The sequence below is a fragment of the Thioalkalivibrio sp. ALE20 genome, assembly GCF_000381405.1.
Classification (GTDB): domain Bacteria; phylum Pseudomonadota; class Gammaproteobacteria; order Ectothiorhodospirales; family Ectothiorhodospiraceae; genus Thioalkalivibrio.
Genome location: NZ_KB906477.1, coordinates 54253 through 75629, shown reverse-complemented (window position 1 = coordinate 75629; position 21377 = coordinate 54253). Strand labels below are relative to the sequence as shown.

Below are 21377 nucleotides of genomic sequence, written 5' to 3'. Positions count from 1 at the left end.
GTAACGGGCTAGGGACGGTTCAGGCCGCGCGAATCGCGCGACGGGCGGGGGCGGATCCGGACCCGGCGGAATCGTCGGCTTCGGCGGATGACGACGTGTCATCGGTCGGGTCGGGGCGCGAGGCCGGGTGACGCGTCGCGCCAAAGAACTCCATCAGCTCGGCCTTCAGTTCGGTGAATCCGGGGCTGGTGCGGTCGCGCGGATGCGGCAGGTCCACCTTGAGCTGGTGCTGCAGCGTGCCCGGATTGGAACCCATCACGATGACGCGATCGGCCATGGCGACGGCCTCTTCGATGTCATGGGTCACGAACACCACGGTGATGCCGCGATCCCGCGACAGCCGCACGACCTCGTCCTGCAGCTCGGTCTTGGTGAACGCATCCAGGGCGGAAAACGGCTCGTCCAGCAGCAGGAGTTCCGGGTCGGTGGCCAGACTGCGCGCCAGGGCCACGCGCTGCTGCTGGCCACCGGACAGCGACTGCACGTTGACCTCGGCCTTTTCGGCCAGGCCCACCGTCTCCAGCAGGGCGTCGACGCGCTTGTTCATGCCTTCCTGACGGCCCTGGAAGATCAGGCCGAGGGAGGCGTTGCGGCGCACGGTCATCCACGGGTAGAGCGAGGGTTTCTGGAACATCATGTTCCAGCGCGGGCTGGGCTTGATGACCTGGTGGCCGTTGATGCGTACCGCGCCCTCGCTGGGGATCAGCAGGCCCGCGAGCATGTGCAGCAGGGTGGATTTCCCGCAGCCGCTCTGCCCGATCAGGGCGATGGTCTCGCCGGGGCTGACGGTCAGCTCGATGTCCTGGAGCGTCGGGTCCGTCTGTTTCGGATAGTGATGCGTAATGTAGTCGATGGAGATGGCTGCGCCCATGGCGGTGCTCCTCTTCCGGGAACGTTGGTGGGCCGTGGTTCTCACGGCGCGCTCACAGGAACCCTTACAAGAGGCGTGCCAGATGCAGAACGGCGGCGGACCGGGCGCGAAACGGGGGTGGCTCCGGAGGGGGTGAAACGGCTGCAGGACGCGGATCAGCGGGGACCGGGCGGGGGCACGAGCCGGCACGGGCGGTGACGCCGGGTGGCGGTGGCCGACGTTTCGTCGTGGTGCAACGGATTTTTGTGTCGACAATGTTGGTGCAAAGCGCGGACAAACTGTCCGCTTTGTCCGCCTGCGGGTCGGGGTGATCTCCCCGGATGGACTGCCGATCGGCCGGGAATCGCGGCATGGCGCCATCGGGGGCAACATGGCACGGCTTCTGCAACGGGACTGGCGACCCGGCCACAAAGGTTCGGGCATTGACCAAACAACCGTCAGGAGACCTGATCATGTCGACCGCAGAAGCCACCACCACGATTTCCATGAATGCCCTGGATCCCATTGACCAGGACGGGCTGAACAAGCTCGCCGACAAGGGCAAGTCCAACCCCGACAGTGTCGTGACCCTCAAGGCGCGCACCGTGTGCGAGGGCAAGTTCCGCAACCTGACCTACGTGCGTGACCTCGATGCCCACGTGATCGACGAGCCGCCGCACCTGCTGGGCGACGACACCGCCCCCAACCCCTCCGAGGCCGCGCTGGCCAGCCTGGGGGCCTGCCTGTCGGTGGGGATGCACGCCAATGCCATCGATCGCGGCATCACCCTCACCAAGCTGGAGCTGTCCCTGGAGGGCGACATCAACGTGACCGCGGTCTGGGGCGTGGGCGATACCGACAAGTCCAAGCGCCTGGGCTTCACCGACATCCGCGTGAAGGTCGACCTCGAGGGCGACGCCAGCGAGGAAGAGCTGCAGGAACTGGTGGCGCACGCCGACTTCTGGTCGCCGGTCGCCAACACCATGCGCAACCCGGTCAACCTGGCCGTGGAAAAGGCCTGAGGCCGAGGAGACCCGTAATGCTCGAGACCCGTGAACAAGCAACGGGGGTGGCGCCGGTCTCCGCACCGGTGTACGCCGAGGACGGGCTGCGGGACCTGGTGGCGGGGCAGCTTGCCCCGCTCACCGTCCGCATCGACCGTGACGGCCATTACCCCGAGGAATTCCTGCATCAGGCGGGTCAGCTGGGTGCCTTCAATGCCCATCTGGCCAGTCAGAACCCCGCGGGGGCCACGGACCTGGTGTCCGCGATCCGCGCCGAGGAGGTGATCTCCGCCGAATGCATGACCACCGGATTCGTTGCCTGGTGCCAGAACGCCTGCGCCTGGTACGTGGAGAACAGCGATTCCTCCACGCTCAAGCGCGAGGTCCTGCCGAAGCTGGCCGGCGGCGAGGCGTTCGGCGCCACCGCGCTGTCCAACCCGATGAAATGGTTCGCCAGCATCGAGGAGCTCAAGCTCTCGGCCGAGCGTGTGGAGGGCGGCTACGTGGTGTCCGGGGCGCTGCCGTGGGTGTCCAATCTGGGCGACGATCACTACTTCGGTGCGATCTTCCGTACCACGGATGACAACCCGCGTCCGCTGATGGCGGTCATCAACTGCGCCGACCCCGGCTTCAGCCTGACCCCGTGCCCCGAGTTCATCGCTCTGGAGGGTTCGCGCACCTTCGGCTGCCATTTCGACCGGGTGTTCGTGCCCGACGAGCACGTGCTGGCCGATCCCCTGCCGGAGTACATCCAGCGTATCCGTCCCGGTTTCGTGCTGCTGCAGATGGGCATGGGCCTGGGCCTGATCGAGGGCTGCATCAACACCATGCACGAGGCCAACGAGACCCTGTCGCACGTGAACGGTTACCTCGATGACCAGGCGGGCGAGCTGGAGGAGGTCCTGGAAGACGCACGCCAGGCGACCTATGCCCTGGCCCGCGATCCCTTCGACACCAGCGACGCGTTCTTTGCCGACGTGCTGCAGATGCGTCTGACCGGTTCGGAACTGGCGCTGCGGGCCTCGCAGTCGGCGCTGCTGCACAGCGGGGCACGCGGTTACCTGTCCAACGCGGCTGCCCAGCGCAAGCTACGCGAATCCTATTTCGTGGCCATCGTTACGCCTGCCATCAAGCACCTGCGCAAGGAGCTGGCGCGTATCCACGCCCACTGACCGGCGCCCGGAGGAGACATCATGCTGGAAACCACCACCAAACTCGATGCCGAAGCGGCCGTGGCCGCCCTGAAGGAGGCCGTGGAGGCGCAGGGACTGCGCGTGGCCGGAGAAATCAACGGCCAGGCCAATGCCGCGATGATCGGGGCCGAGGTCCCGGTCGACCGTATCCTCGAGGTCTTTCATCCACGCTATGCCCTGCGCGTGTGGGAGGCCTGCAAGCCCGCGGGTATCGACATCCCCCTGCGCATCCATGTCTGGAGCGACGGCGAGCAGCTGCATGTAACGGCGCGGCGTCCGTCGGAGGTGTTCGCCCCCTGGGGCAGCGCCGAGCTGGATGCGCTGGGCGCGGAGCTGGACCCGCTGTTCGAGGCGATTGTCGCCCGTCTGCCGGAGGTTGCGTGATGTCTGCTGAAGCCGAAACCCAAAGCGAATATCGACGCTACATCTGCCGCGTGTGCGGCTACATCTACGACGAGGCGAAGGGCGACCCGGACTCGGGTCTGCCACCGGGGACCCGGTTCGAGGATATCCCGGACGACTGGTACTGCCCGGACTGCAACGTCACCAAGGCCGACTTCGACCGCCTGCAGCCGCGTGCCGAGGACCCGGTCGAGGCACAAGCGGCGCAGGCCTGGCGCACCCCGCTGGCGGACGACCCGGATGCGGTGGTGGTCGTCGGCGGCGGCATGGCCGGCTGGGCAATGGCCGAGGAACTGCGCGCCCGCGACCCGGAGCGCAGTATTCGGCTGGTGACCGGGGATCGCGGCGATTATTACACCAAACCGCGGATCTCCACGGCCTGTGCGCGCGGTGTGGACCCGGACGACCTGATGGAGGAATCCGGCGTGGCGCGGGCCGCGCGCCTGGGCGTCGAGCTGCTGCCGCACGTGCGCCTGCTGGACATCGACCGTCAACGCCGGCGCCTGATTACCCCGCGCGGCGGCATTCCCTACGGCGATCTGGTGCTGGCGACCGGCGCGAGCCCGATACGGCTCGACATTCCGGGCGACGGACCCCCGCCGCGGGTGGTGAACACCCTGGATGACTACCGCGTGCTGCGTGCGGAACTGCAACCCGGGGCCCGCGTGGCCATCGTGGGCGCGGGGCTGGTCGGCAGCGAGCTGGCCGATGATCTGGCGGCCGGCGGCTATTCGGTGGATCTGATCGAGATGGCCGAGCGCCCGCTGGCGCGGCTCGCGCCGCCCGAGCTGGGAGATGACCTGGCGGCTGCACTGGCGCAGCGCGGGGTCGCCCTGTACACTGGGACCTCGGTGGCTTGTCTGGAGGCCTTGCCGGCGGCGGGCGAAGGTTCCGTGGCGTCCCGGCTGACACTGGCCGGTGGCGAGACCCTGGAGGCGGACGTCGTGATTACCGCCCTCGGTTTGCAGCCGAACATCGACGTGGCTGCCGGGGCCGGCCTGGACTGCGGGCGCGGCATCCGGGTGGACGCCACGCTGGCGACCTCCGATCCGGCGATCCGCGCCCTCGGGGACTGTGCCGAATACGACGGCGTCCTGCGCCCCTACGTGGGTACGCTGCGGGCCCAGGCGGAAGTGATCGCCGATCGCCTGGCCGGGGGAACGGCGCGCTATGCACCGGACGCCGGCACCGTGCAGGTCAAGACCACCAGCCTGCCGATGCAGGTCTGCCCGCCATCGGCCGCGGATGCCGCCGCGGGTGCGTGGGTGTCCGTGGAGGGCGATGCCGACGGCCGCCGGATGGAGTTCCATGCCGACGGCCGCCTGGCGGGTTTCGCCCTGTCCGGGGCCCTGACCCGCGAGGCCGGGCCGATGGAGGCCCGGCTGGGCGAACCGGTGACGCAGCCGGAGGTTCGCGCGCGGATGGCGTCCTGACGGACGCCTCTGCCCGGGGCCCGGCGGCGCCGCCCGGGGCTTCAGCCTCCGGTCGGCTCCAGCAGCAGGGCGGTCAGTGGCGGCAGGTCCACATGCAGCGTGGCCGGCTGGCCGTGAAACGCCTCGGTCGTGGCCTCGCATTGCAGCGGGCCGCGCGAGGCGCCGCCGTAGAACTCCGAGTCGGTGTTCAGCATGACCCGCCAGGTCCCGGCCCGCGGGCTCGGGATCGGGTAGCCGCTGCGTTCCACCGGCGTCAGGTTGAGGATCACGATGCGTTCGTGGCCCTCCACGTCACGGCGCACGAAGCTGAGCACCGAATTGTCGGCGTCGTCGGCATTCAGCCAGGCGAAGCCATCGGGCTCGAACTCGCGACCGTGCAGCGCGGGCTGTTCGCGATACACCCGGTTGAGGTCCTTCACCAGCTGCTGCAGACCCTGATGCAGCGGATACTGCAGCACGTACCAGTCCAGCTCCCCGGCCTCCGACCACTCGGTTCCCTGGCCGAACTCCTGACCCATGAACAGCAGCTTCTTGCCCGGATACAGCCACTGCCAGGCGTACAGCAGGCGCATGTTGGCGTGCTGTTCCCACTCGTTGCCGGGCATGCGCCCGCGCAGGCTGCGCTTGCCGTGCACGACCTCGTCGTGCGAGAAGGGCAGCACGAAATTCTCCGAATAGGCGTAGATCTGCGCGAACGTGAGCTGACTGTGGTGGTAACGCCGGTAGACCGGGTCCATGCCGAAATACGTCAGGGTGTCGTGCATCCAGCCCATGTTCCACTTCATGGTGAAGCCCAGCCCGCCCATCGACGGCGGGCGGCTCACGCCGGGCCAGGCGGTGGATTCCTCGGCGATCATCACCACGCCGGGGTGGCCGGTCTGCACGGTCTCGTTGACGTCGCGCAGGAACTCGATCGCCTCCAGGTTCTCGTTGCCGCCGTGGATGTTGGGGATCCACTCGTGATCCTCGCGGTTGTAGTCGAGATAGAGCATGGAGGCGACCGCGTCCACCCGCAGGCCGTCGAGGTGGAAGTCCTCGATCCAGCACAGCGCCGATGACAGCAGGAAGTTGCGCACCTCGGGGCGGCCGTAGTTGAAGATCAGCGTGCCCCATTCGCGGTGCTCGCCCAGACGCGGATCCTCGTGCTCGTACAGCGCGGTGCCGTCAAAGCGGGCGAGGGCGAAGTCGTCGCGCGGGAAATGCCCCGGCACCCAGTCGAGGATCACCCCCAGGCCGGCCTGATGGGCGGTGTCGACGAAGCGGCGGAAGTCGTCCGGGTCGCCGAAGCGCGAGGTGGGCGCGAAGAAGCCGGTGGACTGATAGCCCCAGGAGCCGTCGAACGGGTGCTCGGTGACCGGCAGCAGCTCGAGGTGGGTGAAGCCCATGTCGCGGGCATAGGGCACCAGGCGTTCGGCCAGTTCGGCGTAGTTCGGCCAGTCGCCGTCGGGGCTGCGCTGCCAGGAGCCCAGGTGCACCTCGTAGATGCTCATCGGCCGGTGCTTCCAGGCTTCGGGGTCGCGGTTGTCCATCCATTCGCGGTCGTTCCACGCGTAACCGCTCTCCGGGATCACCCGCGAGGCGGTCTCCGGGCGTACCTGGTAGGCGGCCGCGTAGGGGTCGGACTTCAGACGCAGCTCGCCGGTGTCACGGTTGCGGATCTCGTACTTGTACAGGGTTTCCGGACCCAGCCCGGGGATGAACAGCTCCCAGATGCCGCTGGAGCCGTGCACGGTCATCGGATGGCAGCGTCCGTCCCAGTGGTTGAAGTCGCCGACCACGCTGACCCGCTCGGCCGCCGGCGCCCAGACGGCAAAACGCACGCCGTCGATCCCGTCACGGTTTTCGCAGTGCGCGCCGAGCATGCGGTGGGCATGCCAGTGGCGGCCTTCGCCGAACAGGTGGCGGTCGAAATCCGGGATGTTCGGGGCAAAGCTCCACGGGTCGATGACGCTGACGATCTCCTTGTGGCCGGACGGGCGCCAGCGCAGCTCCGGATGCTCCGCCAGCTTGCGCGATGGCCCCTTCCATACGAACAGCCCCGGGGTGTCGGTGGTGTCCATCGGCTCCGGCGGGGCGTCGGGTTCCGGAACCAGCCAGACCTCGTCGGCCTGCGGGAACCAGGCGCGATAGCAGGTGGTCTGGCGATTGAGGGCGTGGGCCCCCAGGACCGCATGCGCGTCGTGCAGACGGGCCTGTGCCAGACGCCGGATTTCATCCGCGACTTCCGTAATGCAATTGTTCCGGTCAGTTGTCATACTCGAGGCATCCGCTTCACGTAGAGTGGGGCCGGTCAACGGAATCCGCGGGGGAACCCGCAACCAGCAGCTTTCTGCAAGGATGGGCCTATGAACCCTCAGCCGCAACGGTTCGTCAGCCGACTGACCCGGGAAACCCTGGCACTGGTGCTTGCCGGAGGTCGCGGGTCGCGACTCAAACAACTGACGCTGTGGCGGGCCAAGCCCGCCGTACCCTTCGGCGGCAAGTTCCGCATCATCGATTTCCCGCTGTCCAACTGCATCAATTCCGGGATCCGCCAGGTGGCGATCCTGACCCAGTACAAGGCGCATTCGCTGATCCAGCACATCCAGCGCGGCTGGAGCTTCCTGCGCGGGGAATTCGGCGAATTCATCGAACTGCTGCCGGCGCAGCAGCGCATCGAGACCTCCTGGTATTCCGGGACTGCCGACGCGGTCTACCAGAACGTCGACATTATCCGGCAGCACGCCCCCAGTTATGTGCTGATCCTCGCCGGCGATCACATCTACAAGATGGACTACGGGCAGATGATCGCCCAGCACGTGGAAAGCGGGGCGGACATGACCGTGGGCTGCCTGGAGGTACTGAAGGAGGAGGCCACCGGGTTCGGCGTGATGGGTGTGGATGCCGAGGGGCGCGTGACCTCGTTCGAGGAGAAACCCGACGATCCGGCGACCATCCCGGGCAGCGAGACCCATTCGCTGGCCTCCATGGGGATCTACGTCTTCAACCGCGATTTCCTCTTCGAGCAGCTCCTCAAGGATGCCGACGACACCTTCTCCAGCCATGATTTTGGCAAGGACATCATCCCCCGCATCATCGAGAAAAACCGCGTGATGGCGTACCCGTTCCGCGACGAGGCCGGCCAGCGCCAGGGTTACTGGCGCGACGTCGGCACCATCGATTCCTACTGGAAGGCCAACCTGGAGCTCATCGGCGTGACCCCCGAACTCAACCTGTACGACAGCGAATGGCCGATCTGGACCTACCAGGAGCAGCTCCCGCCGGCCAAGTTCGTATTCGACGACGACGACCGCCGAGGCATGGCGATCGACTCGATGGTCTCCGGAGGCTGCATCATCTCCGGCAGCCGGGTGCGGCATTCGCTGCTGTTCTCCAGCGTGGAGGTCAGCGCCTGCGGCGAAGTGGAGAACTCGGTGATCCTGCCCGACGTGCAGGTGGGCGAGAACGCCGTGATCCGCAACGCGGTGATCGACAAGGCCTGCCGCATCCCGCCGGGGACCGAGATCGGACTGGACGATGAGGCCGATGCCCGCGATTACTACGTCTCGCCCGGGGGCGTGCGTGTGGTGACCCCGGAGATGCTCGGTCAGGGACGTCACCATGTCCGCTGAGCGCTCCTCGAAGGCCCTCGCCCGTGTTCCGGACAAGCTGGACGTGGTGCTGTGCTGGCACATGCACCAGCCGCAGTACTTCGACGGCGGCCGCCGGGAGTATGCCCTGCCGTGGACCTACCTCCATGCGCTGAAGGACTACACCGACATGGCGGCCCATCTGGAGGCCTGCCCGCGGGCGCGGGCGGTGGTGAACTTCGCCCCCATCCTGCTGGAACAGATCGCCGACTATGCACGGCGCGTGGACCGGGCCCTGAAGAACTGTGTGCCGGTCGGGGATCCGGTGCTGGACATGCTCCACATGGACATCGTGCCGGTGGAGCCGGACCAGCGCCGCGAGATCATCCGCGCCTGTCTGCGGGCCCACGCGCCGCGCATGATCGACCCGTTTCCGCTGTTTGCCCGGCTTGCGGCCATCGGACGCCAGGCGCTGGAGGACGACATTCTGCTGGCGCATCTGGACGGGCGCTTTTTCCAGGAACTGGCCACCTGCTATCACCTGGCCTGGACCGGCGAGACCGTGCGCCGCGCGCGGCCCGAACTGCAGGGCTGGCTGAAGGCCGAAGCCGGCTTCGAGTCCGGGGTGCGTCGGCGTCTGCTGGAGATCCTGCGCGACGAGCTGCACAACGTGATCCCGCGCTACCGCAAACTGGCGGAACAGGGACGGGTGGAGCTGTCGTTCACCCCCTACGCCCACCCCATCATGCCGCTGCTGCAGGACCTGGCTTCGGCCCGCGAGGCCATGCCCGAGGCCGAACTGCCGGAGGCCCCGGCGTATCCCGATGGTGAAGCCCGGGTGCGCTGGCACATCGAACGCGGGCTGGAGGTGTTCGAGAAGCACTTCGGCATGCGTCCGACCGGTTGCTGGCCGTCCGAGGGCAGCCTGAGCGAGGCCACCATTCGCCTGCTGGACGAATACGGCCTGCGATGGACGGCCAGCGGCCAGGGCGTGCTGGGCAACAGCCTGGAAGCCGCCGGCGGCATGCCGGATGCGGAGGACAATGGCAACGGCAACGGCGAGGGCGAGGAAGACGGGCCCCGCGACCTGCAGGGCTGGCTGCACCGTGGCTATCGACTGCGGGACACCGAGATTGCGCTGTATTTCCGCGATGACGGACTGTCCGACGCGATCGGCTTCCGCTACGCCGACTGGCACGCCGATGACGCGGTGGCCGACTTCGTGCACCACATCGGAAACATCGCCGAGGTGGCCCCGGCCGGCAGCGTGGTGTCGGTGATACTCGACGGCGAGAACGCCTGGGAGTACTACCCCGAGAACGGCTTCCATTTCCTCAACGGGCTGTACGAGGCCCTGGCGCAGCACGAGCGGCTCAACCTGTGCACCTTCGACGACGTGTGCGCCCATGCGACGACTGCCGGGGGTGCGGAGCCGGTGGAGCTCCCCGGCGTGGTGGCCGGCTCCTGGGTCTACGGGACCTTTTCCACCTGGATCGGCGACCCCGACAAGAACCGTGGCTGGGATCGGCTGATCGAGGCCCGCGAGGCCGTGGATGCCGCGATTGCGGAGGACCCCTCGTTGGATACACCGGAACTGCGCGAACAGCTCGCCATCTGCGAGGGTTCCGACTGGTGCTGGTGGTTCGGGGCCTACAACCCGGCGGGTTCGGTCAGCGACTTCGAACAGCTCTATCGGCGCCACCTGGCGCGGCTCTACCAGCTGGCCGGACTGACGGTGCCCGAGGCCCTGGACGAGGTGCTGTCGGTGGGCGGCGGCGATCCGGCTGCCGGAGGGACCATGCGGAAAGGGCAGGACTGATTGATGGAAGAAACGCAGCATTCCAATCCGCTGCTGCAGCGTCGGCGTGCCGGCGTGCTGCTGCACCCGACCTCGCTGCCGGGGCCGCATCCGGTGGGCACCCTGGGCGACGACGCGTTTCGCTTCGTCAACTGGGCCGCTTCGGCGGGATTCACCCTGTGGCAGATCCTGCCGCTGCACCCGGTGCAGAGCGATGGTTCTCCCTACGCCAGCATCTCGGCCTTTGCCGGGGATCCGCGAATGATCGATCCGGCGCGGCTGGCGGAGGCGACCGGGATCGTCGATGACGGCCGCCCGGTGGAAGAACTGCTGCAACGGGCCGGTGAGGCGGTGGCACGGGAGGAACATGCGCTGCATTCGGCCTGCCGTGCGTTTCTCGAGGAACAGGGGCCGATCTGGCTGGATGACTTCGCGCTGTTCTGCGTGATCCGGGCGCGTCACGACGATCGCCCCTGGTGGGAATGGGACCCGGAGTTCCGCGATCGCCACCCGGACGCCCTGGCGCGGGTGGCCCGCGAAGAAGCGCAGGCGCTGGAGCAGGTGCGCTTCGTGCAGTTCGTGTTCGCCGATCAGTGGCGTACGCTGCGCCGCCATGCCAACGATTGCGGACTGATGCTGCTGGGGGACATGCCAATCTTCGTTGCCCATGATTCGGCGGACGTGTGGGCGAATCGCGAGCTGTTCGACCTGGATGCGCAGGGACAGCCGCGCACCGTGGCCGGGGTGCCGCCGGATTATTTCTCCGAGACCGGACAGCGCTGGGGCAATCCGCAGTACCGCTGGGACCGCCTCGCCGAGACCGGCTACGCCTGGTGGATCCTTCGCGTGCGGCGGGCGCTGGAGACGGTGGATGCCCTGCGGATCGACCACTTCCGGGGGTTCGAGTCGAGCTGGGCAATCCCGGCCGAGGAGCCGGACGCGACCCGGGGTTACTGGTTCGAGGGGCCCGGTGCCGAATTCTTCGACGCGTTGGCCGACGAACTCGGGTACCTGCCGGTGCTGGCCGAAGATCTGGGGGTGATTACGCCGGAGGTCACTGCGCTGCGCGAGCGCTTCGATTTTCCCGGCATGCGGATCCTGCAGTTCGCGTTCGAGGGCGGCGAGGCCAACCCGTACCTGCCGGCGAATCATGACGAGATGAGCGCCGTGTATACCGGCACCCATGACAACGACACCACCGTGGGCTGGTTCGCGTCACTGGATGAACCCATGCAGCAGCACGTGCTGAATGTCCTGGGGGAACCGGAAGATGCGGCCGACACCATGCCCTGGCCGCTGATCCGCACGGCGTACGCCTCGCCGGCGCGTATCGCGATCCTGCCGATGCAGGACGTGCTCGAGCTGGACAGCGAACACCGGATGAACCGTCCCGGGACGGTGGAGGGTAACTGGGACTGGCGTTTTGACTGGGAGTGGGTGCCCGGGGAACGTGCCGGCGAGATGCGGGCACTGGCCGAGGCGCACGGCCGGCTGCCCGAGGGCGGGCAGGGCTGACGTTCCGGCCGGTCCGAGGGGAGGCCTCGGCGGAAACGAAAAAGGCCCGGTCAGGTGACCGGGCCTTCGGATCCGACGCGGGAAATGCGCGTGATCGGATTTACCGCTGGGGCGCCATGCCGGGCGCGCCACCGCCACCCCCGGGCTGCTGTTGCTGCATCATTTCCTGCTGCAGGGCTTCCATGCGCTCGATGACATCGTCAATGTCGGCGTTTTCCGCGCGCATGGCGCTCATCAGGTCTTCCCGCAGGGATTCCTGGGCGTCCAGGATCTCCGGATCCTCGGCTACGGCCTGCTGGGCTTCCTGCAGGTTGCGCTGCGCCTGCTGAACGTCTTCGGACTGGATCAGCTGCTGGCGTTCTTCCGCGCTCAGGTCGGGATCACGCAGGCCTTCCTCGGCGGATTCCAGGGTGTCCAGATCGGAACGCGGTTCAAAACCGGCGGCTTCCATCTTGTCGAGGACCAGTTGTTCCAGTTCCTCGCCCTTGCGCTCCAGCTCGGGGTTGTTTTCGATGGCCTGCTGCTGGGTCTGCGCGAGGGTCTGCTGGAGTTCCTGCATCTCCATCTGCGGGCCGCCCTGCTGCGGCTGCTGCTGGCCGCCCATGCCCTGGCCCATGCCCTGGGCGTGGGCCATGCCGCTGGCCAGTGCGAGGACTGCGGCGGCGGTCAGGCCGATGATCGACCGGGAATGTTTCTGCATCGTACTGCTCTCCTGAAAGGATGTCTCTTGCCACTCTGAAGGCGAGTGATGAACCACAGCTTAACAGCCTCGAGGGCCGGGTGTCGGCCCGCCAACGGGGCATGATGCCGGCTGTGGCGGTGGTGGAGAGACCGCGCAGGAGGCCCTTGCGTTCCATTGGTGGGCGACTCGCCCGATCAGCGCCGCAGGTAGCGGAACCACGAGGCGATGTTGAGCAGGCTGGCGAGTGACTGGGCGAGATAGGTATACGCGGCGGCACGCAGGATGCGCTCCGCGTGGCGGTAATCCGGCTCGTGCAGGTAGCCGCCCTCGCGCAGCATGGGCATCGCCCGACGGAAACTGGCGTCCAGTTCCGTGGGCAGGGTCACGAAATGGACCAGCGCCGCCATGCCCATCGACAGCACGCCGGCCAGGAAGAACAGGATCCCCGGCGCCGGGTGGCGGGTGATCAGGGTGATGATCGGGATGCCGATCATCAGGATCGCGCCCAGCCGCTGGGCGTGACGGGTGGCGGCCACCAGGGTGCCGCGCAGCTGCAGCGGTCGATAGCCCCGTGCGTGCTGCACTGCGTGGCCGACCTCGTGGGCCGCCACGGTGACCGCGGTCAGCGAATGGCCGTGATAGTTCTCCTGCGACAGCCGCACCGTGCGGTCGCCGGGGTCGTAGTGGTCGCCGTCTTTCGTGGTCTCCACGTCCATATGGGTCAGACCATGGCGGTGCAGCAGCTCGCGCGCCATGGCCGCTCCGCTGTGGCGGTAGCGGTCTTCGGGGCGGTGATATTTCTCCATGGTGCGCCGAACCCACCAGCCCGGCAGCCAGGCGATCAGCAGGAGCAGCGGTATGACCAGGATCAGCAGACGCATGCCATGATCTTCACCGGAGCGGCCCGCCGGTCCAAGAACCCCCGGCAGCCCGCGGGGCGTATACCGGCCGGCCGGTCACTGGTCCGTCATTCGTCGACGTCGTCGTAGTCGCCCTTGTGTTTCGGATTGGGGCGTGCCCGGCGATCCCGCGAGTAATCGGTATCGTCGGTATCCGCTTCGGGCACGCGCCGCGATTCCAGTACCCGAAGGTTGGCGGCCGGCGCCGAGCCGTCCTTGTCCTCGCCGAAGTACAGCGTGGTGTGCGGGAACGGGATCTCGATGCCGGCAGCGTCGAAGTGGCGCTTGACCAGGCGGTTGAACGCGCGGCCCAGGCCGAACTGGGTGCCGGGCGCGGTCTTGATGCGGATGCGGATGTTGACCGAGGAGTCGTCCAGCGCGGTGACTCCGTGCACCTCCATCTCGTCGAGCACGTTGGGGCCCTGTTCCGGGTCCTGCTTGAGCTCCTCGAAGGCCTCGCGCAGGCGGACGATGACCTCGTCGATGTCCTCGCGATAGGCCACCCCGTACTCGCCCACGTGGTAGGCGTATTCGCGCATGTAGTTGGAGACCGCATCCACCGCGGAGAACGGGATCAGGTGGTAGGTGCCGGCGAGGTCGCGCAGCCCGAGCGAGCGGATGGTGAGTTTCTCCACCGTGCCGGTGGTGCCGGTAACGGTGATGACGTCGCCGACGTTGATGGCGTTTTCCAGCTGGATGAACACCCCGGTGATGATGTCCTGCACCAGCTTCTGCGCGCCGAAGCCGATGGCCAGGCCCAGTACGCCAGCGCCGGCCAGCAGGGGGCCGATGTTGATGCCGAGCTCGGCGAGCACGATCATCACGGTGAATACCAGCAGGGCGATCGCCACCGCATTGCGGAAGATGGTGAGCAGGGTCTGCTCGCGCGCGGTGGGCTCGCCGTCGCCGGTCGCGGGGTTGAGCCGGTGCTCGATCCAGCTGGCGAACACCAGCCATACCAGCGCCACCGCCAGCAGGATCAGGGCGACGGAGATCGCCGTGCCGAGGATCAGCGCTCCGGCATCCGAACGCACCCAGTCGAACAGGTTGAACGCGCCCCAGCCGTCGGCGATGACCGCGAGCACGATCAGCAGGATCACCAGACGCATGGTTTTGAGGGCCCGCGGTACATAGGCGTTGAGACGGGCCTGCAGCAGCGGGAACTTCTCGCGGGTCTCGTCGGGGATGGCGATCTCGCGCCCGATGATCTGGGTCAGCAGGGTCGCGATGAAAAAGCCGACGAAGGCCGCGATCAGGGTCTGCAGCGTGGCCGCGGCCATGAACGGCAGCGCGTCGTCCGGGCGGACGATGCTGACGACGGTCAGGGCGAGGAAATAAAGCAGCGCCAGCAGGTGCCAGGACCGTGCCAGCAGGCTGGTGACGATGCGGGTGAACGAGAAATACGAGCGGTTCGCCAGCATCATCAGCCGGTCATGCACCCGCTGGCGGTTCTGCAGGATGATGGTGGCGGCGTACAGGAAGGCCGTCAGCATCACCAGCAGGCCGAGGGACCGGCCGGCCTCCGCGGAGACATGCATGCCGGTCAGTGGCACCAGCAGCAGCAGGCCGTAACCGATGTAGGACACGATGCGCGCGAGCCAGGCGTTCCAGTAGGCGGCTTCTTCCCCGGCCATGGGCAGCAGTCGCAGGCCCTGGTAGCGGGTGGCGAAGATCAGCCGCAGCGCGGCGCGCGCCAGCTCGATCAGCAGGAAGGCATTGAGGAACAGTGAATGCCGGGTCTCCATGGCGCCGGGTTCGCCCAGTACGAACAGCGCCAGGCCGTAGCCGGCAACCCAGGCCAGGACCACCGCCACGAAGTCGATGATCGCGGCCAGGCCGACCCCGGGCAGGGTCCGCAGCAGGCGGTACTGTTCGGCCGCGTTTAGGACCCAGCGATCGATGCCGCCGAACATCGGCGACGCCACGCGGCGCAGGACCCAGTAGATCACCAGGGTGATCAGGATGATGATCGCCAGGTCTCCGACCGCCATGCCGAAGGGGATCGGGTCGATGGCGCGCAGCTGCGCAACGGTGTCTTCGGCCACCGTGCCCAGCGCGCGGACCTCGGCCACCGTGCCCTCGGCCAGCCCCTGGGTCAGCCGGGCGATGCGGCGGGGCAGGGTCACCGCCTGTTCGGCGGTTTCGTCTTCCGCCGTGCTCTCCGCCGGATCCGCGGCGCCTCCCTCCGCGCGCAGGGTCTCCAGCAGCCGTTCCCGCGCCTCCGGGTCTTCCAGCAGCTCGATCAGGGCCGCGTGGGTCTCGGCGGAGGAGGGGGCGTCGTCCGCCATGGCCGGGCCGGTGGTCAGGGCCAGCGTGATCAGGAGCAGGGCCAGGAAGGCGAAAAGCAGGTGCTGCGGCGAGCGAAGTGGTGCGGCCACGCGGAACCTCGGACGGGCGGGATGGAACTTCGCAGTGTAAAGGTCCGTAAGCCCGGACCAAAGTCCCGTTCAGTGTTTCCCCGGGGATTCCCGCACCGGCCGCAGCCAGCCGGGTCCCAGTACCCTCATCTGCTCCTCGATCCACGCAATGCGGCGCTCGAGGGTTTCGCCCGGGGTCACCGGATCGAGGCGTCCGGGGGAGGGCAGGATGGCCGCCAGACGCGCGGCCTGCTGCGGGGTCAGTTCGCTCGCGGGGACGTCGAAATAATGCTGTGCCGCATTTTCGATGCCATAGATCCCGGGGCCCCACTGGGCCAGGTTGAGATAGACCTCGAGGATGCGCTCCTTCGACCACAGCAGTTCCATGCCCACGGTCAGACCCGCCTCCAGGGCCTTGCGCAGCCAGGAACGCTCATGCCAGAGAAACAGGTTCTTGGCGGTCTGCTGGGTGATGGTCGAGGCCCCGCGCAGGCGTCCGCCGCGCGCGTGGTCGGTCAGGGCCTGGCGCACCGACGACCAGTCGAATCCGCGGTGCCGCGGGAAGCGCTGGTCCTCGGACGCGATCACCGCCAGCAGCACGGCGTCCGGCAGTTCGTCCAGCGAGCGCCACACGGGCCGGTGCCGGGAGGCGGCCGCGCGGTCGGTGGCCGTGACCATCGCCATGCCGTAAGGTGGATCGACCCGGGCGAAATACAGCAGCACCGCGACCACCGCGGCCAGCATCAGCCCCAGCAGGGCGACGAGCAGCCACAAGAGGTAGCGCAGCGGCCCCGGTGGCCGGGCGCGGCGACGTCGACCCAGGAGCATCATCGCGGGCGCCGCTCCGCCGTCGGGGTTTCGTGGTGGTTGTACCCGGAGTACCGTTTCATCGGAAGCAAGAATAGCGCAGGAAAGGTCCGGCTGTGGCGAACTCCGTGATCTCCGCACGGCCCAAGGATCACGGAGATCGCCATTCGCCGCGGATCACGCGACAGGCCGGCCGGACGCGTTCCGGCCCATCAGAGACAACAAGGAGGCGAGCCATGGAATACCTGCCGTATCGCTACACCAGCGGAAGCGGGGAGCAGCTGACCTTCGAGTTCGCGCTGCATCCCGAGACCGATTCGGCCGTGCGCGTGCAGCAGTTGCTGGATCGCGTGCTGACCACGGTGGATCACGAAGTGGCGGTGCTGGGTGACACCTGCAACGGTGATCTGCTGCAGGCGCTGGCGATGGCGCTGGCGGTGCGCACGGAAATGATCCCCGCCGACGGCGAGATGACCCGCGGTCTCGCGCGCGATGTGGTGGAGCGTGCGCTCCGGGCGCTGCCCGAGGCGCGCCACGAAATGAGCGGGCCCGTCGGCCATGCCTGAACCGCGCGAACGGCCCGTGGTGTTCTTTGACGGCGGCTGCCCGCTGTGCCGCCGCGAGATCGGCCACTACCGGCGCCTGGACACGGCCGGGCGGATCGACTGGCGGGACATCCATGCGGACGCCGCGGCGCTGGAAGGTCGCGGCATCGCGTGGGAGGACGCCATGCGGCGCATGCATGCGGTGGACGAACACGGCCGGGTGGTGAGCGGGGCTTACGCCTTCGTCGCCACCTGGCGGCACCTGCCGTACTACCGCGTGGCGGGGGCGGTGCTGCATCGTCTGCCGCCGGTGGTCTGGCTGATGGACCGGGTGTACAACGTGTTCGCCCGTTCGCGCTGGCGTTCCCGCTGTCGCGACGGGGTCTGCCCGCCGCAGTGAGGCCCCGGTGAGCCGCGCGGCGCGCGGGCCGCAAAGGCCGCAGAAGACCTGTGTGGTCTGCGGCCGTCCGTTCACCTGGCGGCGGAAATGGGCGCGTTGCTGGGACGAGGTGAAATACTGCTCGCAGCGCTGCCGGCGGATGCGGGGCCGGCGCGGTCCGGTATAATCGTGGCCTGGTCCAGGCATGCCCGGGAGGGCCGATGTCCCGACACGATGCGCCCGACGAGCTGGAGCTGACCCTGGAGGCGGTTCTTTTTGCCGCCACCGAACCCGTACCCCTGCGCGATCTGCGCGCCGCCTGCGCGGAATCGGGCGAGGTCGAGCGCGCGTCGGTGGAAGCGGCGCTGGCGCGTCTGGAGACGCGCTATGCCGACCGCGCGATCGAACTGGTGCGTTCGGCCGGCGGGTATCGTTTCCGCGTCCGGCCGCAGTACTCGGGCAGCGTGCGCGCGGCGCGGCCGGAACGCCCGCAGCGGTTGTCGCGCGCGTTGCTGGAGACGCTTGCGATCATCGCCTATCGCCAGCCGGTCACCCGCGCCGAGATCGAATCGGTGCGCGGGGTGGCGGTCAGTTCGGGGATCATGCGCGGGCTGCAGGAACGGGAATGGATCTACGTGGTGGGGCACAAGGAGCTGCCGGGGCGACCGGCGCTGTACGGCACCACCCGCACCTTCCTCGACGATCTCGGACTGCAGGCCCTGGACCAGCTGCCGCCGCTGGACGAGATCCGCGATCTGGCCGACGTGGCCACGGACGCCGGGCTGTCACTGGCGACCGACGAGGCCAATGAGGCCGACGATGACGGCGACGGGGAGGGGGACGCAGCGGAAGCCGGCGAATCCCGGGAACCGTCCTGATCAGCGTTTCCTTCAGCGGTCGCGGCCGTTGTACATGGTCTCGATCGCCTCGCGGTAGTGTTCCCGGATCACCGGCCGTTTGAGTTTCATGGTCGGGGTCATCATGCCGTTCTCCACGCTCCACGGTTCGTGGATTACGTACACGTGGCGGATGCGCGCGTAGCCGGGGAAGTCCTCCAGCTGGTGGTGGATGCGGTCGAGGATCGCGCGTTCCGCCTTGCGCGGCGGCTCGCCGGTAATCGCCGGGTCGATCCCCTGGTCGGAGGCGAAGGTCTGCCAGGCGTCCGGTTCGGGGACCATCAGGGCGGTGAGGAACGGCTGGCCGTCGCCCACCACCATGATCTGGTCGAACAGGCCGTCGAGGCCGATGGCCATTTCCATGTCCGCCGGCGGTACCTTCTCGCCGTTGGTCAGCACCAGGATGTCCTTGATCCGGCCGGTGATGAACACGTGGCCCGTGTCGTCGATGCGCGCCTGGTCGCCGCTGCGCAGCCAGCCGTCGGCGTCGATGGTCTCGCGCGTGGCCTCTTCATTTTTCCAGTAGCCCAGCATCACGCAGTTCGAGCGCGTCTGCAGCTCGTGGTTTTCACCGATGCGTACTTCGACGTCCTTCAACGGTTTGCCGATGGAGGCGGGCAGGTTGTCGTCCGGGGTGTTCACGGTGACCACCGGGCCGGCCTCGGTCATGCCGTAGCCGTGCAGTACCGGCAGCCCCAGCCCGATGAACAGCTGCGCCACCGGCGGAGGAAGCGGGGCCCCGCCGCAGACCGCGAAACGCACCTGGCCGCCCAGGCGGTCGAGTACCTTGCGCGCGACCAGGCGGTCGAGCAGTGGCCACAGCAGGAAGGCGGGGGACCAGCGACCCCGGCCCTGCTGGTGTTCGAACCGGCGCCAGCCGACGGCGGCGGTCTTCTCGAACAGCCAGCGGCCGAGCGCCGACTTCTGCCGGAGACCGGCGCGGATTCGCCCGTGCACGCGTTCGTAGATCCGTGGCACCGAGATCAGCACCGTCGGCCGGATGGTCTGCAGGTCTTCGCCCAGGCGCTGGATCGAGCGGGCGAATGCGACCTCGGCCCCGACCATCATGGGCATGTAGCAGCCGGCGGTGCGTTCCAGCATGTGCGACAGCGGCAGGAACGACAGGAAACGGTCGGACGGTCCGAGCGGGCCCGTGAGGGACGAGGCCCAGGCGTTTTCCACGATGTTGCGGTGCGAAAGCATCACGCCCTTGGGCCGGCCGGTGGTGCCGGAGGTATAGACGATGGTCGCGAGGGCGTCGGGGTCGAGTTCCGGATAGCGGATCGCGGACGGGTCGCCGCCCCGCAGCCAGTCTTCCAGTGGCAGGACCCGCGGATCGCCCGAGGTGCCCGCGTTGTCGCTCAGGCGCACCAAGCGCTTGAGCGACGGCATCTTCTCCAGATGCTCCAGCAGGCGGCGGCCATGCACGGTGTCGCCGATCAGCAGGGCGCGCGCCTGGGTCTGCCCGATGATGTAACCGACATTTTCGGGACGGTCATCGGTGTACAGCGGTACCGTGACCAGTCCCATTTCCATGGCGGAGAGGTCGGCGGCGATCCACTCGCGCGAGTTGCCGACCATGATGGCGACGCGGTCGCCCGGCCGCAGGCCCTCGGTGGCCAGCGCAGCCTGCCAGCGGTCGACCGTGCGGCCCATCTCGCCCCAGCTGCTGGAGGTCCATTCCTCGCGCTCGGGGTCGAACTGGCGGTAGGCCGGGGCATCGGGGGTCGCGGCCACGCGGGCGCGGAACAGCGCCGGCAGGGTGGGGGCGTCTTCCGGACGGATGGTCGCGGGGTGGACCCGGGCGTTGGACATGCACGGTCTCGCTGGACTGGTCTTGCCCTGCAAAGTAGAGGACGGCGCGGGGCGGGGGCAAGCGCGGGACGGCCGCCCTACATGCCGAGCGGATGCATCGCCGGGCCCGCGGCCACGGCCCCCAGCACCAGGCTGAAGCCGAGTACCGCGATGATCGCGCCGCCGGTCAGGCCGAAGGCCGGCCCGATCCAGGTCAGGCGCGCGGCGCGGGTGCCGGTGAAACGCCGCCGGGTCCAGTCGCGCGCGTAGACCGCGAGCATGGCCAGCACGGAGACCGTGATGGCGGTGCCCGCGGACATCGCGAGCACGGCCGCCACGCCGGCCCAGACCAGACCGACGGCCGCGGATACCGCCATGATCAGCACGGCGCCGGAGCAGGGGCGGATGCCCACGGCCAGCACGGTGCCCCACCAGGTGCCCTTGTGATCGGGGTCGACGTGGTGGGGTGTGCCGCAGCCGCAGTCATGTTCGTGGTCATGCCCGTACCCGTGGTCATGCCCGTGCCCGTGGTCATGCCCGTGCGCGGTAGCTGCCCGGCGCCGCCACGCCTGCCGCAGGGCGCGCCCCATCAGCCAGACGCCCAGCAGTCCCACCAGAGCGAAGCTGGCGATCTCCAGGTGGCGGACCTGTCCCAGGGTCTCGCGTGTCAGCCAGCCGAGCAGGCCGACCAGCAGCCCGACCAGCAGGATGGCCGTGACGCCCTGGGCGAGCGATGACGCCGCCGACAGGGCGATGCCGCGGCGCAGGTTCTGCGGCTGGGTCAGCAGGTAGGTGGTGATCACCGCCTTGCCGTGCCCCGGTCCTGCGGCGTGGAAGACCCCATAGAGAAAGCTCACGAGGATCAGCAGGGCGCCCGCCTGTGCCGAGGGCGCGTCGCGCAGCCCGTGCAGTCCCCGGGTCAGTTCGCGGTGCAGCTGGCGCTGGGTATGCAGGACCCAGCCGACCAGCCGTTCCAGCGGTCCGGCGTCATCCCCTCCCGGGAGCCCGGCGTCGGCGCGAGCGTCCGGGGCATCGGCGGGTCCCGTCGTTTCGGCGGGCGGTGGCTGTTCCGTGGCATCGGCATCCGCGTCGGACTCCGGGCCGCCGCCAAGGGGGTGGCCGGCCAGCGCGAGCGCGGGCAGCAGGATGCCGAGCAGGAGCAGCAGGACCGCTGCGGCCCGTCCCGGGCGGCGGTTGCGAGAGAGGGCGTGTCGGATCATTTCGTTATTTTATAACGTAGCAATGGCGCGAGGA

19 protein-coding genes are annotated in these 21377 nt (G+C 68.3%); 11 read left to right on the top strand and 8 right to left on the bottom strand.

Annotated elements, in window-relative coordinates; translation table 11 throughout:
* Window positions 1-19 precede the first annotated feature (19 nt).
* Window positions 20-871, bottom strand: a complete 852-nt coding sequence (locus F790_RS0110585) for an ABC transporter ATP-binding protein (RefSeq protein WP_019589576.1) — start codon at window positions 869-871, stop codon at window positions 20-22.
* Window positions 872-1323: 452 nt separating this feature from the next.
* On the opposite strand from F790_RS0110585, the gene F790_RS0110580 reads away from it, so the two are divergent.
* From F790_RS0110580 to F790_RS0110565, 4 genes are read left to right on the top strand one after another with little or no spacing between them, the layout of a single operon-like run.
* Complete coding sequence (locus F790_RS0110580; protein ID WP_019589575.1) at window positions 1324-1872, top strand: OsmC family protein; 549 nt, start codon at window positions 1324-1326, stop codon at window positions 1870-1872.
* Between the two features lie 17 nt (window positions 1873-1889).
* The gene (locus tag F790_RS0110575; RefSeq protein ID WP_019591641.1) at window positions 1890-3026 is read left to right on the top strand and encodes an acyl-CoA dehydrogenase family protein; all 1137 of its coding nucleotides are present in this window, start codon (window positions 1890-1892) and stop codon (window positions 3024-3026) included.
* A 21-nt stretch (window positions 3027-3047) separates the two neighbouring features.
* Complete coding sequence (locus tag F790_RS0110570) at window positions 3048-3431, top strand: DUF302 domain-containing protein (RefSeq protein ID WP_019569834.1); 384 nt, start codon at window positions 3048-3050, stop codon at window positions 3429-3431.
* Entirely contained in the window at window positions 3431-4882 is a 1452-nt protein-coding gene (locus F790_RS0110565) for an FAD-dependent oxidoreductase (protein WP_019591640.1), read from the top strand. Before F790_RS0110570 ends, F790_RS0110565 begins: the two co-directional genes overlap by 1 nt.
* A 41-nt stretch (window positions 4883-4923) precedes the next feature.
* On the opposite strand, the gene glgB is transcribed toward F790_RS0110565, so the two are convergent.
* Window positions 4924-7137, bottom strand: a complete 2214-nt coding sequence (glgB, locus tag F790_RS0110560; protein WP_019591639.1) for a 1,4-alpha-glucan branching protein GlgB — start codon at window positions 7135-7137, stop codon at window positions 4924-4926.
* A 90-nt stretch (window positions 7138-7227) separates the two neighbouring features.
* Between glgB and glgC the strand changes: the two genes are divergently transcribed.
* The 3 genes from glgC to malQ are packed head-to-tail and all read left to right on the top strand — an operon-like array spanning window position 7228 to window position 11764.
* Window positions 7228-8493 carry a glucose-1-phosphate adenylyltransferase gene (glgC, locus tag F790_RS0110555; protein ID WP_019591638.1) on the top strand — a complete coding sequence of 422 codons (1266 nt, stop codon included), beginning with the start codon at window positions 7228-7230 and terminating at the stop codon, window positions 8491-8493.
* Entirely contained in the window at window positions 8483-10270 is a 1788-nt protein-coding gene (locus F790_RS0110550) for a glycoside hydrolase family 57 protein (protein ID WP_019591637.1), read from the top strand. The genes glgC and F790_RS0110550 overlap by 11 nt, the downstream gene beginning before the upstream one ends.
* A 3-nt stretch (window positions 10271-10273) precedes the next feature.
* A complete protein-coding gene (gene malQ / locus F790_RS0110545) occupies window positions 10274-11764 on the top strand; it encodes a 4-alpha-glucanotransferase (RefSeq protein ID WP_019591636.1) in 1491 nt (496 codons plus the stop codon).
* Window positions 11765-11864: 100 nt separating this feature from the next.
* Here malQ and F790_RS0110540 read toward each other — a convergent pair whose 3' ends face one another.
* The 4 genes from F790_RS0110540 to mtgA all read right to left on the bottom strand — a co-directional run bounded on the left by F790_RS0110540 (window position 11865) and on the right by mtgA (window position 16533).
* Window positions 11865-12464 (bottom strand): hypothetical protein, encoded by a 600-nt coding sequence (locus F790_RS0110540; protein ID WP_019022340.1) that lies wholly within the window; start codon window positions 12462-12464, stop codon window positions 11865-11867.
* 176 nt (window positions 12465-12640) lie between these two features.
* Window positions 12641-13327, bottom strand: coding sequence for a zinc metallopeptidase (locus F790_RS0110535; protein WP_019591635.1), 687 nt, complete (start codon window positions 13325-13327; stop codon window positions 12641-12643).
* Between the two features lie 86 nt (window positions 13328-13413).
* Window positions 13414-15723, bottom strand: a complete 2310-nt coding sequence (locus F790_RS0110530) for a mechanosensitive ion channel domain-containing protein (protein ID WP_019591634.1) — start codon at window positions 15721-15723, stop codon at window positions 13414-13416.
* Window positions 15724-15792: 69 nt separating this feature from the next.
* A complete protein-coding gene (gene mtgA, locus F790_RS0110525) occupies window positions 15793-16533 on the bottom strand; it encodes a monofunctional biosynthetic peptidoglycan transglycosylase (RefSeq protein ID WP_019591633.1) in 741 nt (246 codons plus the stop codon).
* A gap of 212 nt (window positions 16534-16745) precedes the next feature.
* On the opposite strand from mtgA, the gene F790_RS0110520 reads away from it, so the two are divergent.
* The 4 genes from F790_RS0110520 to scpB are packed head-to-tail and all read left to right on the top strand — an operon-like array spanning window position 16746 to window position 18311.
* On the top strand, window positions 16746-17075 hold the full coding sequence (locus F790_RS0110520; RefSeq protein ID WP_018870549.1) for a hypothetical protein: 330 nt from the start codon (window positions 16746-16748) through the stop codon (window positions 17073-17075).
* Entirely contained in the window at window positions 17068-17454 is a 387-nt protein-coding gene (locus F790_RS0110515) for a thiol-disulfide oxidoreductase DCC family protein (protein ID WP_019022344.1), read from the top strand. The genes F790_RS0110520 and F790_RS0110515 overlap by 8 nt, the downstream gene beginning before the upstream one ends.
* Window positions 17455-17461: 7 nt before the next feature.
* The gene (locus F790_RS14270) at window positions 17462-17620 is read left to right on the top strand and encodes a DUF2256 domain-containing protein (RefSeq protein ID WP_081617424.1); all 159 of its coding nucleotides are present in this window, start codon (window positions 17462-17464) and stop codon (window positions 17618-17620) included.
* A 34-nt stretch (window positions 17621-17654) separates the two neighbouring features.
* A complete protein-coding gene (scpB, locus tag F790_RS0110510) occupies window positions 17655-18311 on the top strand; it encodes an SMC-Scp complex subunit ScpB (protein WP_019022345.1) in 657 nt (218 codons plus the stop codon).
* Window positions 18312-18323: 12 nt separating this feature from the next.
* Here scpB and F790_RS0110505 read toward each other — a convergent pair whose 3' ends face one another.
* Together F790_RS0110505 and F790_RS0110500 are read right to left on the bottom strand one after the other, a co-directional pair.
* A complete protein-coding gene (locus F790_RS0110505) occupies window positions 18324-20144 on the bottom strand; it encodes a long-chain fatty acid--CoA ligase (protein WP_019591632.1) in 1821 nt (606 codons plus the stop codon).
* Window positions 20145-20221: 77 nt separating this feature from the next.
* Window positions 20222-21343, bottom strand: a complete 1122-nt coding sequence (locus F790_RS0110500; protein ID WP_019591631.1) for a nickel/cobalt transporter — start codon at window positions 21341-21343, stop codon at window positions 20222-20224.
* Window positions 21344-21377 lie beyond the last annotated feature (34 nt).

Excerpts from the sequence above, each read along its gene's own strand:
- F790_RS0110515 (WP_019022344.1), top strand. The coding sequence starts at position 17,068 with ATGCCTGAACCGCGCGAACGGCCCGTGGTGTTCTTTGACGGCGGCTGC.
- malQ (WP_019591636.1), top strand. The coding sequence starts at position 10,274 with ATGGAAGAAACGCAGCATTCCAATCCGCTGCTGCAGCGTCGGCGTGCC.
- F790_RS0110505 (WP_019591632.1), bottom strand. The coding sequence starts at position 20,144 with ATGTCCAACGCCCGGGTCCACCCCGCGACCATCCGTCCGGAAGACGCC.
- F790_RS0110570 (WP_019569834.1), top strand. The coding sequence starts at position 3,048 with ATGCTGGAAACCACCACCAAACTCGATGCCGAAGCGGCCGTGGCCGCC.
- F790_RS0110575 (WP_019591641.1), top strand. The coding sequence starts at position 1,890 with ATGCTCGAGACCCGTGAACAAGCAACGGGGGTGGCGCCGGTCTCCGCA.
- glgC (WP_019591638.1), top strand. The coding sequence starts at position 7,228 with ATGAACCCTCAGCCGCAACGGTTCGTCAGCCGACTGACCCGGGAAACC.
- mtgA (WP_019591633.1), bottom strand. The coding sequence starts at position 16,533 with ATGATGCTCCTGGGTCGACGTCGCCGCGCCCGGCCACCGGGGCCGCTG.
- glgB (WP_019591639.1), bottom strand. The coding sequence starts at position 7,137 with ATGACAACTGACCGGAACAATTGCATTACGGAAGTCGCGGATGAAATC.
- scpB (WP_019022345.1), top strand. The coding sequence starts at position 17,655 with ATGTCCCGACACGATGCGCCCGACGAGCTGGAGCTGACCCTGGAGGCG.
- F790_RS0110565 (WP_019591640.1), top strand. The coding sequence starts at position 3,431 with ATGTCTGCTGAAGCCGAAACCCAAAGCGAATATCGACGCTACATCTGC.
- F790_RS0110585 (WP_019589576.1), bottom strand. The coding sequence starts at position 871 with ATGGGCGCAGCCATCTCCATCGACTACATTACGCATCACTATCCGAAA.
- F790_RS0110520 (WP_018870549.1), top strand. The coding sequence starts at position 16,746 with ATGGAATACCTGCCGTATCGCTACACCAGCGGAAGCGGGGAGCAGCTG.
- F790_RS0110580 (WP_019589575.1), top strand. The coding sequence starts at position 1,324 with ATGTCGACCGCAGAAGCCACCACCACGATTTCCATGAATGCCCTGGAT.
- F790_RS0110535 (WP_019591635.1), bottom strand. The coding sequence starts at position 13,327 with ATGCGTCTGCTGATCCTGGTCATACCGCTGCTCCTGCTGATCGCCTGG.
- F790_RS0110550 (WP_019591637.1), top strand. The coding sequence starts at position 8,483 with ATGTCCGCTGAGCGCTCCTCGAAGGCCCTCGCCCGTGTTCCGGACAAG.
- F790_RS0110540 (WP_019022340.1), bottom strand. The coding sequence starts at position 12,464 with ATGCAGAAACATTCCCGGTCGATCATCGGCCTGACCGCCGCCGCAGTC.
- F790_RS0110500 (WP_019591631.1), bottom strand. The coding sequence starts at position 21,343 with ATGATCCGACACGCCCTCTCTCGCAACCGCCGCCCGGGACGGGCCGCA.